This window comes from Buttiauxella ferragutiae (assembly GCF_022637515.1).
Classification (GTDB): domain Bacteria; phylum Pseudomonadota; class Gammaproteobacteria; order Enterobacterales; family Enterobacteriaceae; genus Buttiauxella; species Buttiauxella ferragutiae.
This window is the reverse complement of the sequence record NZ_CP093332.1, coordinates 2,302,384-2,319,367: the sequence shown is the minus strand read 5'-3', so window position 1 is coordinate 2,319,367 and position 16,984 is coordinate 2,302,384. Positions and strand designations below refer to the sequence as shown.

The window sequence follows — 16,984 nt, the reverse complement described above, 5'->3', positions numbered from 1 at the left end:
GGAATAATTATGTTCATGAACAAGTGGGCACGACTGTGTTTTTTAGTCCTTGGCGGTGGAACGATATTTAAGCTTTCAAGTATGAAGGATGTATTTTACGTCCCAATGCAAAATGATTGGGGTTTAACTAACACACAGATTGGTCTTGGTTTTACTGTATATACAATAGTCCAGACAACAGGACTATTTCTTTCTCTTTATATTGCTGACCGCTACTCTAAGAAAATACTGTTACCCTTTGGATTGATTGGTGTTGGACTATGTGGGTTGTATTTATCAACCCTGCCTTCATTTACAGGCTTCCTGCTTTGCTTTGCGGCAATGGCCTTCTTTGGGGATGTTATTTTCTGGCCCGTGTTATTAAAAGCGGTACGCCTGCTGGGAAATAAAGAAGAACAAGGACGAATGTTTGGTTTTCTTGAGGCTGGACGTGGCGTAGTGGATGTCATTGTCGCATCAGGAGCATTGTTTATTTTTGTTCAATTCGGCGAGGGAAAAGCAGGCATGCAGGCTGGTCTACTTTTCTACACGCTAATAACACTTGCTGTAGGTGTTGTTACATACTTCATTGTTGATGATGATGACAAAGTTACCACTCAGGATAACAGCAATGCGAATATGGAAGTCATCAGAGGTATCAAGCATGTCCTTTCCTGTGCAAACGTCTGGCTGGCTGCATTTGGCATATTCTTTGTATATGCGGCTTACTGTGGATTAACTTATTTCATTCCTTTCTTAAAGGATATCTATATGTTACCCGTTGCCCTTGTTGGGGCCTACGGTATCATCAACCAATATGCGTTAAAAATGGTCGGTGGTCCTATTGGTGGATTCCTTGCCGATAAAGTAACCAAATCTCCGACAGTCTATTTGAAGTGGACATTCCTGCTCGCTGCTATTGCCATGATTTGCTTCATTCAGTTACCTCACCAATCCATGAATGTCTATGTAGGTATGGCGGTAACGTTAGGATTTGGCGCAATAATATTTTCCCAACGTGCGATATTCTTTGCTCCGATGGATGAGATCGGAATATCACGTCAGTATAGTGGTTCAGCAATGGCATTTGGTTGCATCATAGGTTACATGCCAGCAATGTTTGCTTATACCCTATACGGTGCTCTTCTGGATAATTTTAAAGGAATTACCGGATATAATTATGTATTTAGCATGATGGTAACCTTCAGCCTGCTTGGCTTCGTGTGCTCTACAGTTCTCGCCAGAAGAATTAAGAAGCAAAAAGCGGTATTAGAAATAACATCCGCACAATCTTAGTTTTCCATTTATTATTTCTCAAAAATCAACTGTATTTATGACGAGAAATAGAAAATAAGCTTATAGATATAAATAAAAAAAGCCCCAGCAATACGCTGGGGCCTGGTACGAGCGAGCATCACATGGGCAACATGATGCACGGTCAAAAACTTTCAGCCTTCATCTTTCAAGTTGCAGGCTCACTTGCAACCAACACGGCCTTCATTGCAGCCACCACGTCACCATCAACGCAGTAACGGTTAAATTCATCAGCTTCGGCATCAGCACTCATTGATACACCCGCTTTACGGTAACGCATCGGTGAAGCCACTGTCTGCCCGGCAGAGCTATGCATTTCATCAATGCCGCCTTCGACAAACTTTTTCAAGTTGCTCAGCCTGACGCCTGCACCCGCCATTATTATTGGAGCACGGGAAAGCTGTTTTAGTTCCCTTAGTAGTGAAAGTCCTAGTTCAGCATTCTGCTGCTGGCCTGAAGTCAGGATGCGTGCCACGCCCAATTCGGTTAATTGCTCCAGCGCCTGATGAGGGTTATGGCACATATCGAACGCACGGTGGAACGTTACCGCCATTCCTTGAGCTTGTTCCATCACCCGCTTCATGCGAGGAACATCAATATGCCCTTCACCATCGAGCATGCCGATAACCAACCCCGGATACCCCAATTCACGCACGAACGCGATGTCTTCGAGCATGGTTTCAAATTCAGCATCTGTGTAACAAAAATCGCCGCCGCGCGGGCGAATAATTGGATGTACGGGGATCGAAACTCGTTGCTTCACCTGGCGTAACACGCCCGCAGACGGGGTCAAGCCCCCCTCTTTTGGCGCGGCACACAACTCAATTCTGTCCGCTCCTGCTTGTTGCGCCGTGACTGCACAGTCAATTCCATAACAACATATCTCAAGCAAAGGCATTGATTACTCCTTAAAAATCTTCAGCCTGGTGGTTGTGCCACAGGTTCAGAATGATAATCTGAAACGACGCTCCCAAAAAGGTAGCCTTACTCTAAATAGTTCGAGTTGCAGGTAGGCGGCAAAGGAGATTATCCGATGAGCTTACTTGAATAAGTGATTCGGATAATTGAGAGCAGCCAACCCCCCTGCAACTTGAAATATGACGAGTATAATCATGGCATTCAATTTTGATGAAGGCATCGACCGTCGTCACAGCGACAGCTCGAAGTGGAATAAATATGGTGATGAAGTTTTACCAATGTGGGTGGCGGATATGGACTTTCGCTCACCTCCTTGTATCCTCGATGCGCTCCATCAGCGGGTTGAACACGGCGTTTTCGGCTACAGTGTCAGGCCACAAGAGTTAATAGAAGTGGTCATTGAACGCATGGCTAGCCGCTATCAATGGCAGATTAAACCTGAGTGGATTGTCATTTTGCCCGGCGTGGTTGCAGGGCTGAATTTAAGTGTCAGAGCCTTCACCTCACCGAATGAATCAACGATTGCACCCACGCCAATTTATCCCCCGTTTAGAAAATCATCCGCTTTTGCCCAGCGTCCACAGCTCAATGCGCCATTACGTCTGGAAAATGGCCGCTGGATTATAGATTTACCGTCACTCGAACCCTTGCTCACCGGCAAAGAAAAACTGCTGATGCTGTGTAATCCGCAAAACCCTGGCGGTACCGTTTATCGTCGCGAAGAATTGCAGCAGCAACTCGAGTTTGCACAACGCCATGATTTAATTGTCTGTTCGGATGAGATCCATGGTGATTTGTTACTCGATCCTGATGCGAAACATATTCCTTTCGCAACACTGAGTGCAGACGCTGAACAACGTTCCATTACCCTGCTCTCGCCATCCAAAACCTTTAATATCGCTGGTCTTGGCGCATCACTGGCGATTATCCCTGACCCGCAATTACGTAAGCAATTCAATACCACGCGTGATGGCATTGTGCCGAGTGTTGATGTGCTGGCATTGACCGCCGCGACCGCAGCCTGGCGTGATGGCGAATCCTGGTTGCAGGAGTTATTACCGTATTTGCGTTGCAACCGCGACCGCCTGGTAAGCGCGATTAACAATATACCTGGTTTGACCATGGCAACACCGCAAGCGACTTATCTGGGATGGGTGGATGCAACGGCTTTACCGGTCGACAACCCTACGTTGTTCTTCCAGAAAGCCGGCCTGGGCTTCTCGCCAGGCACCGACTTTGGCGAGGCAAAATTCGTGCGGATTAACTTCGGTTGCACATCGGCAAACCTTGAAGAAGCGATTAAACGAATGAAGGCGGCTGTACAATCAATCCGCTAGCTCACTGGCAACAATCTCTTCAATACTCCACGGATGGAATTTGATGGTCACTTTGCCGTCCGTGACCGCCAGTGTTGGGTTTGGCAAGCGTTCACGTTCACCTTTTGGCGAACTGGTTTTCACCGAAATTCCCGTCTGGCGCAACCCCGCGTCAGACATTAAATCCAGCGCCCGCGCATTCAGTGTTGCAGGCTCGCCCGGCAGCACAATTTCCACATGTTCCCAACCTTCATGCGGGTAGCGTTTTTCACCCGGCCACGGCAGTTCAACGACGCTAAATTTCCAGTGTGCAACACAAATCGGTTCATCGAGCTTAAACAGGCAAATTGGCCGGTCATTAATGATATTTTCTGAAAGCAACGTCCCACATTTTTCCAGACCTTCGCGCCAACGTTGAGCCGTTGTATTTTGATGGCAACGCAATGAAATGTGATCGGCGTCAAGCGGAGCTATTTCCAGGTCAAGGCGCGCAGCAAGGTTAGCTAACGCTTCGGTAAAACGCGGGAGATCCGCTGAAATATCATTCAGTTGTTCAATTGTCTGCCAGTTGGCCATCGCCCTATCCTCTCAAATCACGAATGGGGGCTAATCTACCTTTTTCATTCAGCATCACCAACACCCATTGGGCGGCTAATTTTCTGAATGGTTAAACCCTATACCGTTAAGAGTAGTACAGGGCGCACTGGGCAAGGCTTTTGCTGACTCAAGGGATTAAATACAGTTATACTTACGCCCTAATTTTATCCCCAACGATACGGCTGCTGTAAATTAACGGCTGCCATAAGCAAAAGTAAGGTATCCCGGTGAATATTCAGGCTCTTCTCTCAGATAAAGTCAGTCAGGCACTGATTGCCGCAGGTGCGCCTGCGGATTGCGAACCGCAAGTTCGTCAGTCAGCAAAAGTTCAGTTCGGCGACTATCAGGCCAATGGCGTGATGTCAGTTGCGAAATCACTGGGCAAGCCACCACGACAAGTCGCAGAGTTGGTGATTGCGAATCTGGATTTGACCGGCATTGCCAGCAAAGTTGAAATCGCCGGCCCTGGCTTCATCAATATTTTCCTCGACCCGGAATTCCTGGCGAAAAGTGTCGATGCGGCAGTCAGCTCAGATCGCGTAGGCGTGACCATTTCCGAACCGAAAACCGTGGTGGTTGATTACTCTGCGCCAAACGTGGCGAAAGAAATGCACGTCGGTCACGTGCGTTCCACCATCATTGGTGATGCTGCGGTGCGTACTCTGGAATTCCTCGGCCATAAAGTTATCCGCGCTAACCACGTTGGTGACTGGGGTACGCAGTTCGGCATGCTGATCGCGTATCTCGAAAAACAGCAGCAAGAAAATGCCGGTGAAATGGCGCTGTCCGATCTCGAAGAGTTTTATCGCGCCGCGAAAAAGCATTACGACGAAGATGCTGAATTTGCCGAACGCGCTCGTGCATATGTGGTGAAACTGCAAGGCGGTGATGAATACTGCCGCTCCATGTGGCGCAAACTGGTCGATGTGACCATGACGCAAAACCAAATTACTTACCAGCGCCTGAACGTGACCCTGACCCGCGACGACGTGATGGGTGAAAGCCTGTACAACCCAATGCTGCCGGGCATTGTCGCTGACTTGAAAGCAAAAGGTCTGGCGGTTGAAAGCGAAGGCGCAACCGTGGTCTTCCTCGACGAATACCAGAATAAAGAAGGTGAGCCGATGGGCGTCATCATCCAGAAAAAGGATGGCGGCTACCTGTACACCACGACCGATATCGCGTGTGCGAAATATCGTTATGAAACCCTGCATGCTGACCGCGTGCTGTACTTCATCGACTCCCGCCAGCACCAGCACCTGATGCAGGCGTGGACCATCGTGCGCAAAGCCGGTTACGTGCCAGATTCTGTACCGTTAGAGCACCATATGTTCGGCATGATGCTGGGCAAAGACGGCAAACCGTTCAAAACCCGTTCCGGTGGCACCGTAAAACTGACCGACCTGCTGGATGAAGCGCTGGAACGCGCACGCCGCCTGGTGACTGAGAAAAACCCGGATATGCCTGCTGACGAACTGGAAGCGCTGGCAAATGCAGTCGGTATTGGTGCGGTGAAATATGCGGATCTTTCGAAGAACCGTACCACCGACTATATCTTCGACTGGGACAACATGCTGGCCTTTGAAGGTAATACTGCGCCGTATATGCAGTATGCCTACACACGTGTGCTTTCCGTGTTCCGCAAAGCCGCTATCGACGAAACAGAACTGCTAAAAGCGCCAGTCGTGATTCGTGAAGATCGTGAAGCCCAGTTGGCGGCACGTTTGCTGCAATTCGAAGAAACGCTGAATGTGGTTGCGCGTGACGGTACGCCGCATGTGATGTGTACTTATCTGTACGATGTTGCCGGTCTGTTCTCTGGTTTCTATGAGCACTGCCCAATTCTGGCCGCAGACTCTGAAGAAGCACGTAACAGCCGCCTGAAACTGGCGCTGCTGACAGCGAAAACGCTGAAATTAGGTCTGGATACTCTGGGTATCGAAACCGTAGAACGTATGTAACAGTACAAGGCTCGCCGTTTTATACGGCGAGCCTGCTTTGAATGAGTTTAACGAATAATCCCACGCGCTGAATGCGCAAAAAACCGTTCATAAACAGCCGCAATAGCGAAATCGCTGAGCGATGCTTTTACCGCGATCTTCACTTCATCAATCGATAAAGACTGCTGATACAGCATGCCATAAAGCGTATGCACAAAATCCTGCTGCCTGGCTTCTAATGCCAGAAAGGCTGCTGCATTAACATCTACGCCGGTAGGACTCGCATGGTTACCATAGGCCATCACGAATGGTGGAATATCCTGCACCACGCCCGACTGGTCTGCCACTCTGGCATGTGCGCCCAACACACAAAACTGGTGAATGGCACACAGGAAACCAACCTGCGCCCCATCATCAAGAATCACATGCCCGGCCAATCCGCTGTTGTCGCCCATCAACGTGCCGTTACCCACTACGCAATCATGGCCGATGTGAACACCATCGAGAAAGCGATTGTCATTGCCAATCAAGGTGGTACCTTGCCCCTGAATTGTGCCGCGATGAAGTGTGGATTTTGTGCCAATCTGATTACGGTCACCAATGACTAGCTTTGTCGGTTCGTTAGCGTATTTAAGATCCTGATTAACTTCACCTATAGAAGCATATTGACCAATAGTGTTATCGCGCCCAATGGTGGTAAGCCCATTAATGACAGAATGCGAGCCGACTATGGTTCCCTCGCCAATAACTACACCTGCGGAAATAACACAAAATGGACCAATGCTCACGTGAGCGCCGAGCACAACACCAGGCTCAACCACACTGTTACTGGCCACCCGAGCTAACGGGGAAATTGACATCAAATGTTTCCTGATGAAGGCACAGCAAAAACAACGCCAGCATCGGTTAATTATTAATCCAGAACGTGGATTAACAAGCAGGGAGAGATGAACGGGAAGCGCAGCCTCGCCATTCGAATATCGTTAAGGGGGGAAAGCAGTGGAAGGCTTATCGACGACATGAATAATAATGAAATGCGCGACACAATACGCCATTTATTTATTATTAAATTGGCGGAACTTTGCAGTAATGACGAGTCTATTTGATTTTATGAAAAATTGCAGACCCGGTTCCCCAGGCCTGCACGATGAACTTACAGATAAATGCGCAGATACTCACCCAGACAGAGGATCGCCATCGCCTGGCCGTATGGCATAGACGTCAGTGGGATCTGGCGATAGAACTCCAGATTACTGCCCATTCCCGTACCAAATGAAACCTGCAACAACTCCCCATCTGGCGAGATATTTTTCACAACACCCTTCATCGCCTTTTCCGCCACTTCGGCATACTGTTTGCCGATATAGCGCTTACGGATACCTTTCAGAATGCCGTAGGCAAAACCTGCCGTCGCTGACGCTTCCAGATAGGAATTTGGGTCATCAAGCAAGGTGTGCCACAAACCGCTCTCATCCTGGCATTTTGCCAACGCAGCCACCTGGCTTTCCAGTACTTGCACCAGATAACGACGCACCGCGTTATTTTCTGGCAAATCGACAAGCTCAAGGAAGTCAGGAATCACAATGGTCAGCCAGCTATTGCCACGCGCCCAACGCGCCTGAGCAAAGTTATGGTTACCTTCGTAATTCCAGCCGTGGAACCACAGCCCGGTTTCACGGTCCATCAAGTTCTGTACGTGCAGCAGGAACTGATAAGTTGCTTCTTCGACATATTCCGGGCGATTAAGCAATTTGCCAATTTTCGCCAGCGGCAACACGGTCATCATCAGCGTGTCATCCCACATTTGCTGATGATTTTCTTCCGCCAGCGTAATGTGTTGCATGCCACCGTGTTCGGTGCGCGGCATTTCGTACATCGCCCACTCCGCCCAGCTTTCCAGCCACGGTAAATAGGACGGATCGCGCGTTTCTTCGTAGCGATACGCCAGCGTCAGGAATGGCGCCATAGTATTGACGTTTTTGGTGGTTGCACCTTCAGCAAAACGGTCGGTGAACCAGTCATCAATAATCTCACACATCTTCTTATCGCCAGTCTGACGATAATATTGATAAATGCCGTACAAGCCGACCCCATGAGTCCACTCCCAACCTGCCCAGCCTTTGGTATCAATGACTCGTCCGTCATCCAGACGCAGCAAGAATTGGCCCGTTTCATCCTTAATATTAATCAGATTGTCCGTCACCTTGTGGATCAGGGTATTAAGCTCATCCCGGGCAATAAAATGCTCCGGCTGGCACAGTAATGGGCTGTGTTTGACGGGATAAATGATCATTAACTTAACCTCTGTGATGTATTCGAATTTAATGCTGAAGCCTTTTTCAACGATGGTGCTGCAGGCTTGTTACGATTGAGATAACCAATATTGTTGTTGCCCCATAGCGAGTCATATGGCATGCCTGCCAGCAGTTCTACAGTCGCTCGCGCTTCTGGGGTAATTGCTTCCGGCACCGCGCGGCCAGCCTCACGCATCTTCGCTGTTTCTTCACGTAGCACACTGTGAGTTTGCATATTCAATTTAAAGCGTAAGGAAATTAAGAAACCGCAAATCAGTACCGCGACCGTACCAAAACTCAGAATCATTAAAATGGTATGGCTTACCGCAGGTGGCTGCGTGGTCTGCCCGGAAACAAAACCGGAAAACTGCATCACAATACCCACCAGCATCACCGCACCAGCCTGAGAGGCTTTACGCGTCAGAGTCATAATCCCGGCGAAGATACCTTCACGGCGTTGGCCGGTAATAACTTCGTCCACATCTGCAATGTAAGTGTAGATGTTCCACGGTACGTAGTTGATACCGCCGCGGCCCAGACCAGCAAGTGCAGAAACCAGCAACAGCAACGAGAAGACGTCGCTTAAACCGGCGTAATACAGCACCGCGAAAGAAATGGAGCTCATGCCGAACAATGTCACCACTAAACGGTAAGAAGGTGCCGGGCCGTACTTAATACACAGCGGGATCATGCCGATAACCGCGACAAATTGCAGAATGGCCATCGTACCCATCAGGCTGGATGCCATCGCTGCACTTTGCATCAACACAAACACCACGTAATAGGTAAACACGGCGTTGAACACGTCCTGCGCGATGTAGCCGCCCAGATACATACCGAGGTGTTGACGGAAAATCTTCACTCGCAACGTTGAGGTAAGCTCAACGTTCAAACGTTTCATACTCTGAGCAAAGGTCAGGTTTTTCTTCTCTTCTTCGGCGCGCAGTGCGGCTTCCGTCCACTCGCTACGCGGGCGTTCCCAGGTAAAGAACCACACCAGAGTTAGTACAATTGCGCAGATTGAAGCGAAGACCAGGCTTGAGTAGAAGAAGGAAATCGCGTTGTCTTTACCAAAGTGACTTAACAGAATACCCGGCAGGAATGCGGCAAGAATTGCCGACAACTGTGCCATTGAGATACGCGCACCGGAGAATTTCGTTTTCTGCTTAAAGTCATCTGTCATTTCCGGTACCAGTGTTTCGTAAGGCACCAGAATCATGGTGTAGACCACGTCAAAAATCAGATAGGTTACCAGGTAATACCAGTAACTCATCTCACCAACCCACATGAAGCTGTAGCTGAAGACTAATGGGATGCCGAGCAGAATAAAGAACTTACGGCGACCGAAACGTTTACCAAGCCAGGTTGAACCAAAGTTATCGGTCAGAAAGCCCATCAACGGACTGACGACCGCATCAAGCACGCGGGCCAGGGCGAAAATGAATGTCGCCTCAATCGGTGTCAGTCCACAGAAAGTAGTATAGAAATAGAGTAGCCATGCAGCGGTCAACGCAGTTGTGCCTGCACCAAGAAAGTCGCCCGATCCATAGGCAAGATAGTTTGCTAATCCAATCTTACGTGTTTTCATTGCCGTCAAACCCCGTTGCTTTTGTTATAAGAGATTGCTCGTTCTGGCGCCTTTTGGTGCCTGCGAGAATCTTAGGAAGCTAAGGTAAAATGACCCGGCAATTGAAACCTTTCCATTTTTGCCATGCCCTGGCGGATATTGGCAAAATCACAAAGAGTCCTGGCACCTGCCTCACCATTTTATAAAACAATGGTTTATTTTTATCAAAAGAGAGTGTTAGAAATGAGGTACTGAAAGGAAAAAACCGCACAAAATGCGGCTTTGAGGGTTAATGATAATTTACGATAACCTGATTACTACGGACCTTTAGTGGCGGAAAAAGGGAACCACCACCGGGTACTTCCCAGACAAAACGCAGCGGTTCATTTGCCGCCACATTGGTTAACCCGCGCGTATTACCACTCTGCCCTTCTATCTCAACGCAGCGCGACAACGAGCATAATCTGACCAGCAATCCTGCGGGCGTTGGCCCAATCAACTCATAGCGCCAGGCGACCATTGTCATTACGCCACTTACCGCTTGTGACGGAGCCAACGCACGCGATGACGCAGCAACTCCGCGGTGGCTGAGTGTCGCGCCCACGCCACTTGCCTGCCATGCCCCTTCGCCTGCGGCATGGGCCATAAAGGGTAAAAATATGAGCATCCACCAGCGACCCATCATTTCGCTCCGATAGTCGCAGTCATACGGATGTTACGATTTTCCGAAAGCTCAAGGCTGGAAAGCACCATTAATTGCGGCAGGCTACGGCGCAAGAAGCGCGCCAGTAGTGGGCGCAATGCGTGGTTGACCAACAACACTGGCGGTGCGCCGAGCATTTCCTGGCGCTTCAGGGCATCCTGAGCCTGCTCTAGCAGACGATCCGCAAGCCCCGGTTCAAGCCCACCGCCACCTTGCAACGCCTGCAATAACAAGCGTTCCAGCGCTGCATCAAGGCCAATAACCTGGACTTCGCCATTCCCCGGGAACCACTGTTGGGTAATCGCGCGGCCAAGTGCGACACGCACCACTGCGGTTAACTCATGTGGGTCACTCTGCACTGGCGCGTGCTCCGCGAGGGTTTCCAGAATGGTGCGCATATCGCGAATAGGGACTTTTTCAGCCAGCAAGTTTTGCAGCACTTTATGCAGTGTGGTCAGCGTCACCACCCCAGGCACCAGATCTTCGGTTAGCTTAGGCATTTCTTGCGAGACACGGTCGAGCAATTGCTGCGCTTCCTGGCGGCCAAACAACTCAGGGGCAAACTGTCCAATCAGATGATTCAGGTGGGTAGCGACGACGGTACTGGCTTCCACCACTGTAAAGCCCTGAATCTGCGCCTGCTCTTTTAAGGCGCTTTCAATCCAGGTGGCCGCAAGACCAAAGGCAGGATCGGTGGTCGTTTCGCCCGGCAGCGTACCTGCGGCAGTACCAGGGTTGATGGCGAGCCAACGACCCGGATAAGCATCACCGCTACCAATTTCGACGCCTTTCATCAGAATGCGATAACGCGCTGGCGGCAAATCCATGTTGTCACGGATATGCACCACCGGCGGCAGAAAGCCCATATCTTGCGCGAATTTCTTACGGATACTACGGATACGCCCTAACAACTCGCCGTCTTGCTGGAAATCGACCATCGGGATCAAGCGATAACCGACTTCCATTCCCAGCGAGTCTTCGAGCTGAACATCATTCCACGTCGCTTCAACTGCCTGCGGGTTTTCGTGCGGTTTCACGGGAGCCGCTGGCGCTGCAGGTGACTCCATCTGTCGGCCACGCATCCACCAGGCCAAAGCCAGCAATGCTGCGGTGAACAGCAAGAAGACGAAGTTAGGCATTCCAGGCACCATGCCGAGCAACCCTAACACGGCCGCACTGAGCATCATCACTCGCGGGTTGTTGAACAGTTGGGTCACCATCTGCTCGCCGACGTCTTGATCGGTTGCCACGCGGGTCACAATGACGCCTGCCGCCGTTGAGATAACCAGTGCAGGGATCTGCGCGACCAAACCATCACCAATGGTCAGTAGCGTATAGCTTTCTGCCGCAGCTCCCACAGCCATATCATGTTGCAGGACACCCACCAACAAGCCACCGACCACGTTAATCACCATGATCATCAGACCGGCTACGGCATCACCACGTACGAACTTACTGGCACCGTCCATCGAGCCGTAAAAATCCGCTTCCTGAGTCACTTCAGAACGGCGTTTTTTGGCCTCTTCTTCACCAATCAACCCGGCATTCAGGTCGGCATCAATCGCCATCTGCTTACCTGGCATGCCATCCAACACAAAACGTGCCCCCACTTCGGCAATGCGCCCGGCACCTTTGGTGATAACCATAAAGTTGATGATAACGAGGATGATGAACACCACGATACCGATGGCAAAGTTCCCACCCACCAGGAAGTGGCCGAAGGCTTCAACGACTTTACCTGCCGCCGCACCACCGGTGTGACCATCCATCAAAATGATACGCGTGGAAGCCACGTTCAGCGCCAGGCGCAATAACGTGGTAAACAGCAAAATGGTCGGGAAGGCGGCAAACTCCAGGGTCTTCTGGGTGAACATTGCCACCAACAGCACCATGATGGACAGCGCGATGTTAAAGGTGAACAGCAAATCCAGTACAAACGCGGGGAGCGGCAGCACCATCATCGACAAGATCAGCAGGATAAGTATCGGCCCGGCAAGAATTTGCCATTGCCCTGATTTCATTGTGGCAGGCAGACGCAACGTAGCGAGCAAATTAGCCATCGGAGTCCTTCTCGTTTGCAAAGTCCAGTGCTTCAGGCACCGGAAGATTTTCAGGTTTTTTCGGGATTAAACCACCAGCGACACGCCAGCGTCGCAGTTGCCATACCCACGCCAACACTTCTGCCACGGCGGAATACAACTGGCCGGGAATTTGTTGACCTATTTCCGCGTGGCGATATAACGCACGTGCCAACGGAGGCGCTTCCAGCATCGGAATACGGTGTTCGTTGCCAATTTCACGGATACGCAGAGCAACCAAACCCGCACCTTTCGCCAGAACTTTGGGCGCACTCATTTTGTTTTCGTCGTACTGCAACGCCACGGAATAGTGTGTGGGGTTGGTGACAATCACATCGGCCTTTGGGACATCAGCCATCATGCGGCGGCGCGCAATTGCCCGCTGCTGCTGACGTATACGGCCTTTTACGTGCGGGTCACCTTCTTGCTGCTTAAATTCGTCGCGGATATCCTGGCGGCTCATGCGCAATTTTTTCAGGTTGCTGAAAATCTGGAAAAACACGTCAAAGCCAACCATTGGCGTCAACCCCAGCACAATCAACATGCCGCACACCGCCACCATATTTAGCGCGTGGCCTAACGCCGCCAACGGAGGTTCACTCATCAGCCGCATCATTTCCGGCCATTTGTGCAGCAAATACCAGGCCGTGACGCTGCCCACCAAAATGGCTTTCAGGATGGCTTTGAGTAATTCAGCTCCGGCTTGCGCGGAAAACATGCGCCCTAACCCAGCGATCGGGTTCATTTTGCTGAACTTAAACTGTATTGATTTGCCACTAAATAACAGACCGCCCAGCAGCATCGGTGCGGCAATGGCCACAATCACCAAACCAAAAATCAATGGTAACAATGCCCACACCGCCTGTTTAATCAACAAACTGATCTGGCCGACGATTAGATTTGGGTCGTTAATTATGCTGTGGTCAAAGTGCAAACCAGCTGACAACATCGCAGCCAGTTGCCGTGCCAGTGGTTCTCCTCCCAGCCAGATAATGCTGATTCCCACCAGCAGCATCAGCAGTGAGGTTAATTCACGGGAACGGGGGATCTGCCCATCTTCGCGAGCTTTTTCAAGTCGGTGGGGTGTGGGTGCTTCTGTTTTATCGTCGTCGCTTTCTTCAGACACCGCAACAATCTCATGGCCGCAATTACCAGCACAGCATGCCAGAGGGGGATAAAGCTAATGGGAGGAAAACGGGGGGATTTGTGGGTTTGTTTGCGGCGTTAAAACACCCTCACCCCAGCCCTCTCCCGCAAACGAAGGAAAGGACCAGGGTGTTTTTATTAAAAATTAAAACCCTAAACTATCCAGCAAATCATCAACCTGATCCTGGCTTGCCACCACACCCGCCGCGCTGGCGTTCATTTGTGGGCCGTTAAGCAGGCTGTCAGCCGGGCGTTTTGCTCGGGCATCCAGTTCTGGCATGTTTTCCATCAACACCATCAACAGCTGGCGTTCAATTTCCTGGATAACATCCATCATGCGCTTGATTACCTGGCCGGTTAAATCCTGGAAATCCTGTGCCATCATGATTTCCAGAAGCTGGGCATTAGTGAAACTGGTATGCGACGGGACGCCAGATAAATAACTACGCGTATCGGTGACCAGTTCACGGGCATCACCCAGCTCGATGGGGTTTTCAAACCAGGCGTCCCAACGGCCAGTTAATGCTTTGGCATCGCTTTCCATTTTATTCTGGTGAGGCTGTGCGAGCTCCACGCAGTTCAGTGCGCGTTCGGCGGCCTGCGCCGTCATTTGCACCACGTAGTCCAGACGGTCGCGGGCATCAGGAATAGCTTCCGCCGCTTCAGCAATCGCCTGGTCAAGGCCCAGTTCGCGCAAGCTATCACGCAGCATACGGGTCAGGCTACCTATCCGAACGATAATATCGCCGGTTGAATTTAACTCTGACGCGGGGTTTGTAGATGAGTGCATGTGCCTCTCCTTACATGCCGAGCTTTTCGAAGATTTTGTTCAACTTCTCTTCCAGAGTGGCGGCGGTGAACGGTTTCACCACATAACCACTCGCCCCGGCTTGTGCTGCGGCAATAATGTTCTCTTTCTTCGCCTCAGCCGTCACCATCAGCACTGGCATTGCCGCCATTGCGCCATCGGCACGAATGGTTTTCAGCAACTCCAGGCCATCCATGTTCGGCATGTTCCAGTCAGAAATCACGAAGCCAAAGCCGCCACCATTCAGTTTATTCAACGCATCAACGCCATCTTCAGCCTCTTCAACGTTGTTGAAACCCAGCTCTTTTAACAGGTTACGGACAATGCGACGCATGGTAGAGAAGTCATCCACCACCAAAAATTTGAGTTCTTTATCTGCCATTTATAGAGTTCCTTCGGTTAAATACGTATTGCCTGTCCGGCACTAATCTTCATCAACATCTGCTGACTAATCTGGCTTAAATCGACCACTTCGCTAACGCCACCACTGTTAATGGCTTCACGCGGCATGCCGAACACCACACAACTTGCTTCGTTTTGGGCGATGGTCCATGCCCCGGCTTTATGCATTGCCAGCATCCCGGCGGCACCGTCATTCCCCATTCCGGTGAGAATCACGCCCACGGCATTTCTCCCAGCGAATTTCGCCACGGAATGGAACAACACATCCACGGCCGGGCGATGCCGGTTCACTGGTGGGCCATCGTGAATCTTGATTTGGTAGTTCGCCCCGCTGCGAGCAAGCTCCATATGTTTATCACCAGGGGCGATGTACGCATGCCCCGGCAAGACACGTTCGCCGTCTTCGGCTTCTTTCACCGCTATCTGGCACAACTTGTTGAGCCTGTCGGCAAATGAGCGCGTAAAACCTGGCGGCATATGTTGGGTGATCAGCACCGCTGGGCTTGAAAGCGGCAACGGTTGCAGCACATGGCGAATCGCCTCAGTACCACCAGTTGATGCACCGATGGCTATCAATTTTTCTGAACTGAGCAATGGCCCGGCTTTGATTGCCATCGGTGCCGCCGCTGGTGCGCGTGCGGCCAGTTTGGCTTTGGCCGCGGTGCGCACTTTCTCAGCAATAGTTTCGCTGTACGCCAGCATCCCTTCGCGGATCCCCAACTGTGGTTTAGTGACAAAATCAATCGCCCCCAACTCCAGCGCCCTTAAAGTGACTTCCGAACCTTTCCCCGTCAGTGATGACACCATCACCACCGGCATCGGGCGCAGACGCATCAATTTTTCGAGAAAATCCAGCCCGTCCATACGTGGCATTTCGACATCCAGCGTCAGTACGTCCGGGTTAAATTTTTTAATCAAATCCCGCGCCACCAGCGGGTCTGGCGCGGTTGCCACCATTTCCATGTCATCATGACTGTTGACTATCTCAGTCATGATTTGACGCATCAGGGCAGAATCATCGACACACAGCACAGTTATTTTTGTCATGATTTTTCCTTACTCAGTCCATATACCGTCTGCCCACGCAGCAAAAATTCGCGGCTGAGATTACTGAAATTTTCCGAATGCCCGGCAAACAGCAATCCGCCCGGTTTAAGCAACGGTACAAAGCGCTGCAAAATTTGCTGTTGCGTTTCTTTGTCGAAATAAATCATCACGTTGCGACAGAAAATGGCATCAAATGGCCCAGGAATTGGCGCTTGCTTGTCCAACAGGTTGATTGGCGCAAATTCCATATGACTGGCCAGATCGCTACGTACGCGCACCAGCCCATCGTGTGGCCCGGTGCCGCGCATGAAATAGCGCTGCAACTGGAGTGGAGCCAGCGTTTTCAGTTCATCCTGGCGATAAACCCCACTTTGCGCCTTCTCCAGAACCTGAGTGTCAATATCACTGGCAAACACTTTCCAGCGCCCCGGCGCCATCCCGATAACATCGGCGAGCGTAATCGCGATGGAGTAAGGTTCTTCTCCGGTCGAGGCCGCAGCACTCCACACTTTGTATTCACCACTCCGTTTACGCGCATGCTCTGCGAGAATCGGGAAATGGTGACCCTCGCGAAAAAATGCCGTCAGGTTTGTGGTCAGGGAATTAATGAACGCCTGCCATTCGGCATTAATACCGTTGGCTTCCAGCATGCTCAAATAGTGCCCAAAATCCTCCAGCCCTAAAGTGCGCAAACGGCGCACCAGGCGGTTGTAAACCATGTCGCGTTTATGATCGGCCAGCACAATACCTGCGCGCTGGTAAATCAACTGGCAGATCCGACGAAAATGCGTGTCGGACAGCGGTAGACGCTGTGTCATCTGTAACATTAATGACGTTTGTCCGTTGGACAGTGGTGATGTCATAGCGCCTTCTTG

At 50.8% G+C, this 16,984-nt stretch carries 15 protein-coding genes; 3 read left to right on the top strand and 12 right to left on the bottom strand.

What is annotated here, in order from left to right; genetic code table 11:
- The first annotated feature begins 15 nt into the window (after nt 1–15).
- Complete coding sequence (locus tag MNO13_RS10650) at nt 16–1,275, top strand: MFS transporter (protein ID WP_133521662.1); 1,260 nt, start codon at nt 16–18, stop codon at nt 1,273–1,275.
- 166 nt (nt 1,276–1,441) lie between these two features.
- On the opposite strand, the gene cutC is transcribed toward MNO13_RS10650, so the two are convergent.
- Nucleotides 1,442–2,191 carry a copper homeostasis protein CutC gene (gene cutC, locus MNO13_RS10645; RefSeq protein ID WP_237930203.1) on the bottom strand — a complete coding sequence of 250 codons (750 nt, stop codon included), beginning with the start codon at nt 2,189–2,191 and terminating at the stop codon, nt 1,442–1,444.
- Nucleotides 2,192–2,405: 214 nt separating this feature from the next.
- On the opposite strand from cutC, the gene MNO13_RS10640 reads away from it, so the two are divergent.
- Nucleotides 2,406–3,548, top strand: a complete 1,143-nt coding sequence (locus MNO13_RS10640; protein ID WP_241939962.1) for a MalY/PatB family protein — start codon at nt 2,406–2,408, stop codon at nt 3,546–3,548.
- Here MNO13_RS10640 and MNO13_RS10635 read toward each other — a convergent pair.
- Complete coding sequence (locus tag MNO13_RS10635; RefSeq protein ID WP_064545852.1) at nt 3,537–4,103, bottom strand: VOC family protein; 567 nt, start codon at nt 4,101–4,103, stop codon at nt 3,537–3,539. The two genes, MNO13_RS10640 and MNO13_RS10635, sit on opposite strands and share 12 nt — an antisense overlap.
- Before the next feature lie 248 nt (nt 4,104–4,351).
- On the opposite strand from MNO13_RS10635, the gene argS reads away from it, so the two are divergent.
- Nucleotides 4,352–6,085: an arginine--tRNA ligase gene (gene argS, locus MNO13_RS10630; protein WP_241939961.1), complete on the top strand. Its 1,734-nt coding sequence runs from the start codon at nt 4,352–4,354 to the stop codon at nt 6,083–6,085.
- 47 nt (nt 6,086–6,132) lie between these two features.
- Here argS and lpxA read toward each other — a convergent pair whose 3' ends face one another.
- The 10 genes from lpxA to cheR all read right to left on the bottom strand — a co-directional run bounded on the left by lpxA (nt 6,133) and on the right by cheR (nt 16,972).
- Nucleotides 6,133–6,924, bottom strand: coding sequence for an acyl-ACP--UDP-N-acetylglucosamine O-acyltransferase (gene lpxA, locus MNO13_RS10625; protein ID WP_241939960.1), 792 nt, complete (start codon nt 6,922–6,924; stop codon nt 6,133–6,135).
- A 293-nt stretch (nt 6,925–7,217) separates the two neighbouring features.
- A complete protein-coding gene (gene bglB, locus MNO13_RS10620; protein WP_064545845.1) occupies nt 7,218–8,357 on the bottom strand; it encodes a beta-galactosidase BglB in 1,140 nt (379 codons plus the stop codon).
- Nucleotides 8,357–9,946, bottom strand: coding sequence for an MFS transporter (locus MNO13_RS10615; protein ID WP_064545843.1), 1,590 nt, complete (start codon nt 9,944–9,946; stop codon nt 8,357–8,359). Before MNO13_RS10615 ends, bglB begins: the two co-directional genes overlap by 1 nt.
- Nucleotides 9,947–10,214: 268 nt before the next feature.
- Complete coding sequence (flhE, locus tag MNO13_RS10610; protein ID WP_064545841.1) at nt 10,215–10,607, bottom strand: flagellar protein FlhE; 393 nt, start codon at nt 10,605–10,607, stop codon at nt 10,215–10,217.
- Nucleotides 10,607–12,688 (bottom strand): flagellar biosynthesis protein FlhA, encoded by a 2,082-nt coding sequence (flhA, locus tag MNO13_RS10605; protein ID WP_133521664.1) that lies wholly within the window; start codon nt 12,686–12,688, stop codon nt 10,607–10,609. Before flhA ends, flhE begins: the two co-directional genes overlap by 1 nt.
- On the bottom strand, nt 12,681–13,832 hold the full coding sequence (flhB, locus tag MNO13_RS10600) for a flagellar biosynthesis protein FlhB (protein ID WP_064545837.1): 1,152 nt from the start codon (nt 13,830–13,832) through the stop codon (nt 12,681–12,683). Before flhB ends, flhA begins: the two co-directional genes overlap by 8 nt.
- 165 nt (nt 13,833–13,997) lie before the next feature.
- Nucleotides 13,998–14,642, bottom strand: coding sequence for a protein phosphatase CheZ (gene cheZ / locus MNO13_RS10595; RefSeq protein WP_064545826.1), 645 nt, complete (start codon nt 14,640–14,642; stop codon nt 13,998–14,000).
- Between the two features lie 10 nt (nt 14,643–14,652).
- Nucleotides 14,653–15,042, bottom strand: a complete 390-nt coding sequence (gene cheY / locus MNO13_RS10590; RefSeq protein WP_064545825.1) for a chemotaxis response regulator CheY — start codon at nt 15,040–15,042, stop codon at nt 14,653–14,655.
- 17 nt (nt 15,043–15,059) lie between these two features.
- Nucleotides 15,060–16,109: a protein-glutamate methylesterase/protein-glutamine glutaminase gene (locus MNO13_RS10585; protein WP_237932373.1), complete on the bottom strand. Its 1,050-nt coding sequence runs from the start codon at nt 16,107–16,109 to the stop codon at nt 15,060–15,062.
- Nucleotides 16,106–16,972: a protein-glutamate O-methyltransferase CheR gene (gene cheR / locus MNO13_RS10580; RefSeq protein WP_064545822.1), complete on the bottom strand. Its 867-nt coding sequence runs from the start codon at nt 16,970–16,972 to the stop codon at nt 16,106–16,108. Before cheR ends, MNO13_RS10585 begins: the two co-directional genes overlap by 4 nt.
- Between the last annotated feature and the right edge of the window lie 12 nt (nt 16,973–16,984).

Bases quoted from the DNA above. Each gene is read 5' to 3' on its own strand.
- MNO13_RS10650 (WP_133521662.1), top strand. From the start codon at position 16: ATGAACAAGTGGGCACGACTGTGTTTTTTAGTCCTTGGCGGTGGAACG.
- cutC (WP_237930203.1), bottom strand. From the start codon at position 2,191: ATGCCTTTGCTTGAGATATGTTGTTATGGAATTGACTGTGCAGTCACG.
- MNO13_RS10640 (WP_241939962.1), top strand. From the start codon at position 2,406: ATGGCATTCAATTTTGATGAAGGCATCGACCGTCGTCACAGCGACAGC.
- MNO13_RS10635 (WP_064545852.1), bottom strand. From the start codon at position 4,103: ATGGCCAACTGGCAGACAATTGAACAACTGAATGATATTTCAGCGGAT.
- lpxA (WP_241939960.1), bottom strand. From the start codon at position 6,924: ATGTCAATTTCCCCGTTAGCTCGGGTGGCCAGTAACAGTGTGGTTGAG.
- bglB (WP_064545845.1), bottom strand. From the start codon at position 8,357: ATGATCATTTATCCCGTCAAACACAGCCCATTACTGTGCCAGCCGGAG.
- MNO13_RS10615 (WP_064545843.1), bottom strand. From the start codon at position 9,946: ATGAAAACACGTAAGATTGGATTAGCAAACTATCTTGCCTATGGATCG.
- flhE (WP_064545841.1), bottom strand. From the start codon at position 10,607: ATGGGTCGCTGGTGGATGCTCATATTTTTACCCTTTATGGCCCATGCC.
- flhA (WP_133521664.1), bottom strand. From the start codon at position 12,688: ATGGCTAATTTGCTCGCTACGTTGCGTCTGCCTGCCACAATGAAATCA.
- cheZ (WP_064545826.1), bottom strand. From the start codon at position 14,642: ATGCACTCATCTACAAACCCCGCGTCAGAGTTAAATTCAACCGGCGAT.
- cheY (WP_064545825.1), bottom strand. From the start codon at position 15,042: ATGGCAGATAAAGAACTCAAATTTTTGGTGGTGGATGACTTCTCTACC.
- MNO13_RS10585 (WP_237932373.1), bottom strand. From the start codon at position 16,109: ATGACAAAAATAACTGTGCTGTGTGTCGATGATTCTGCCCTGATGCGT.
- cheR (WP_064545822.1), bottom strand. From the start codon at position 16,972: ATGACATCACCACTGTCCAACGGACAAACGTCATTAATGTTACAGATG.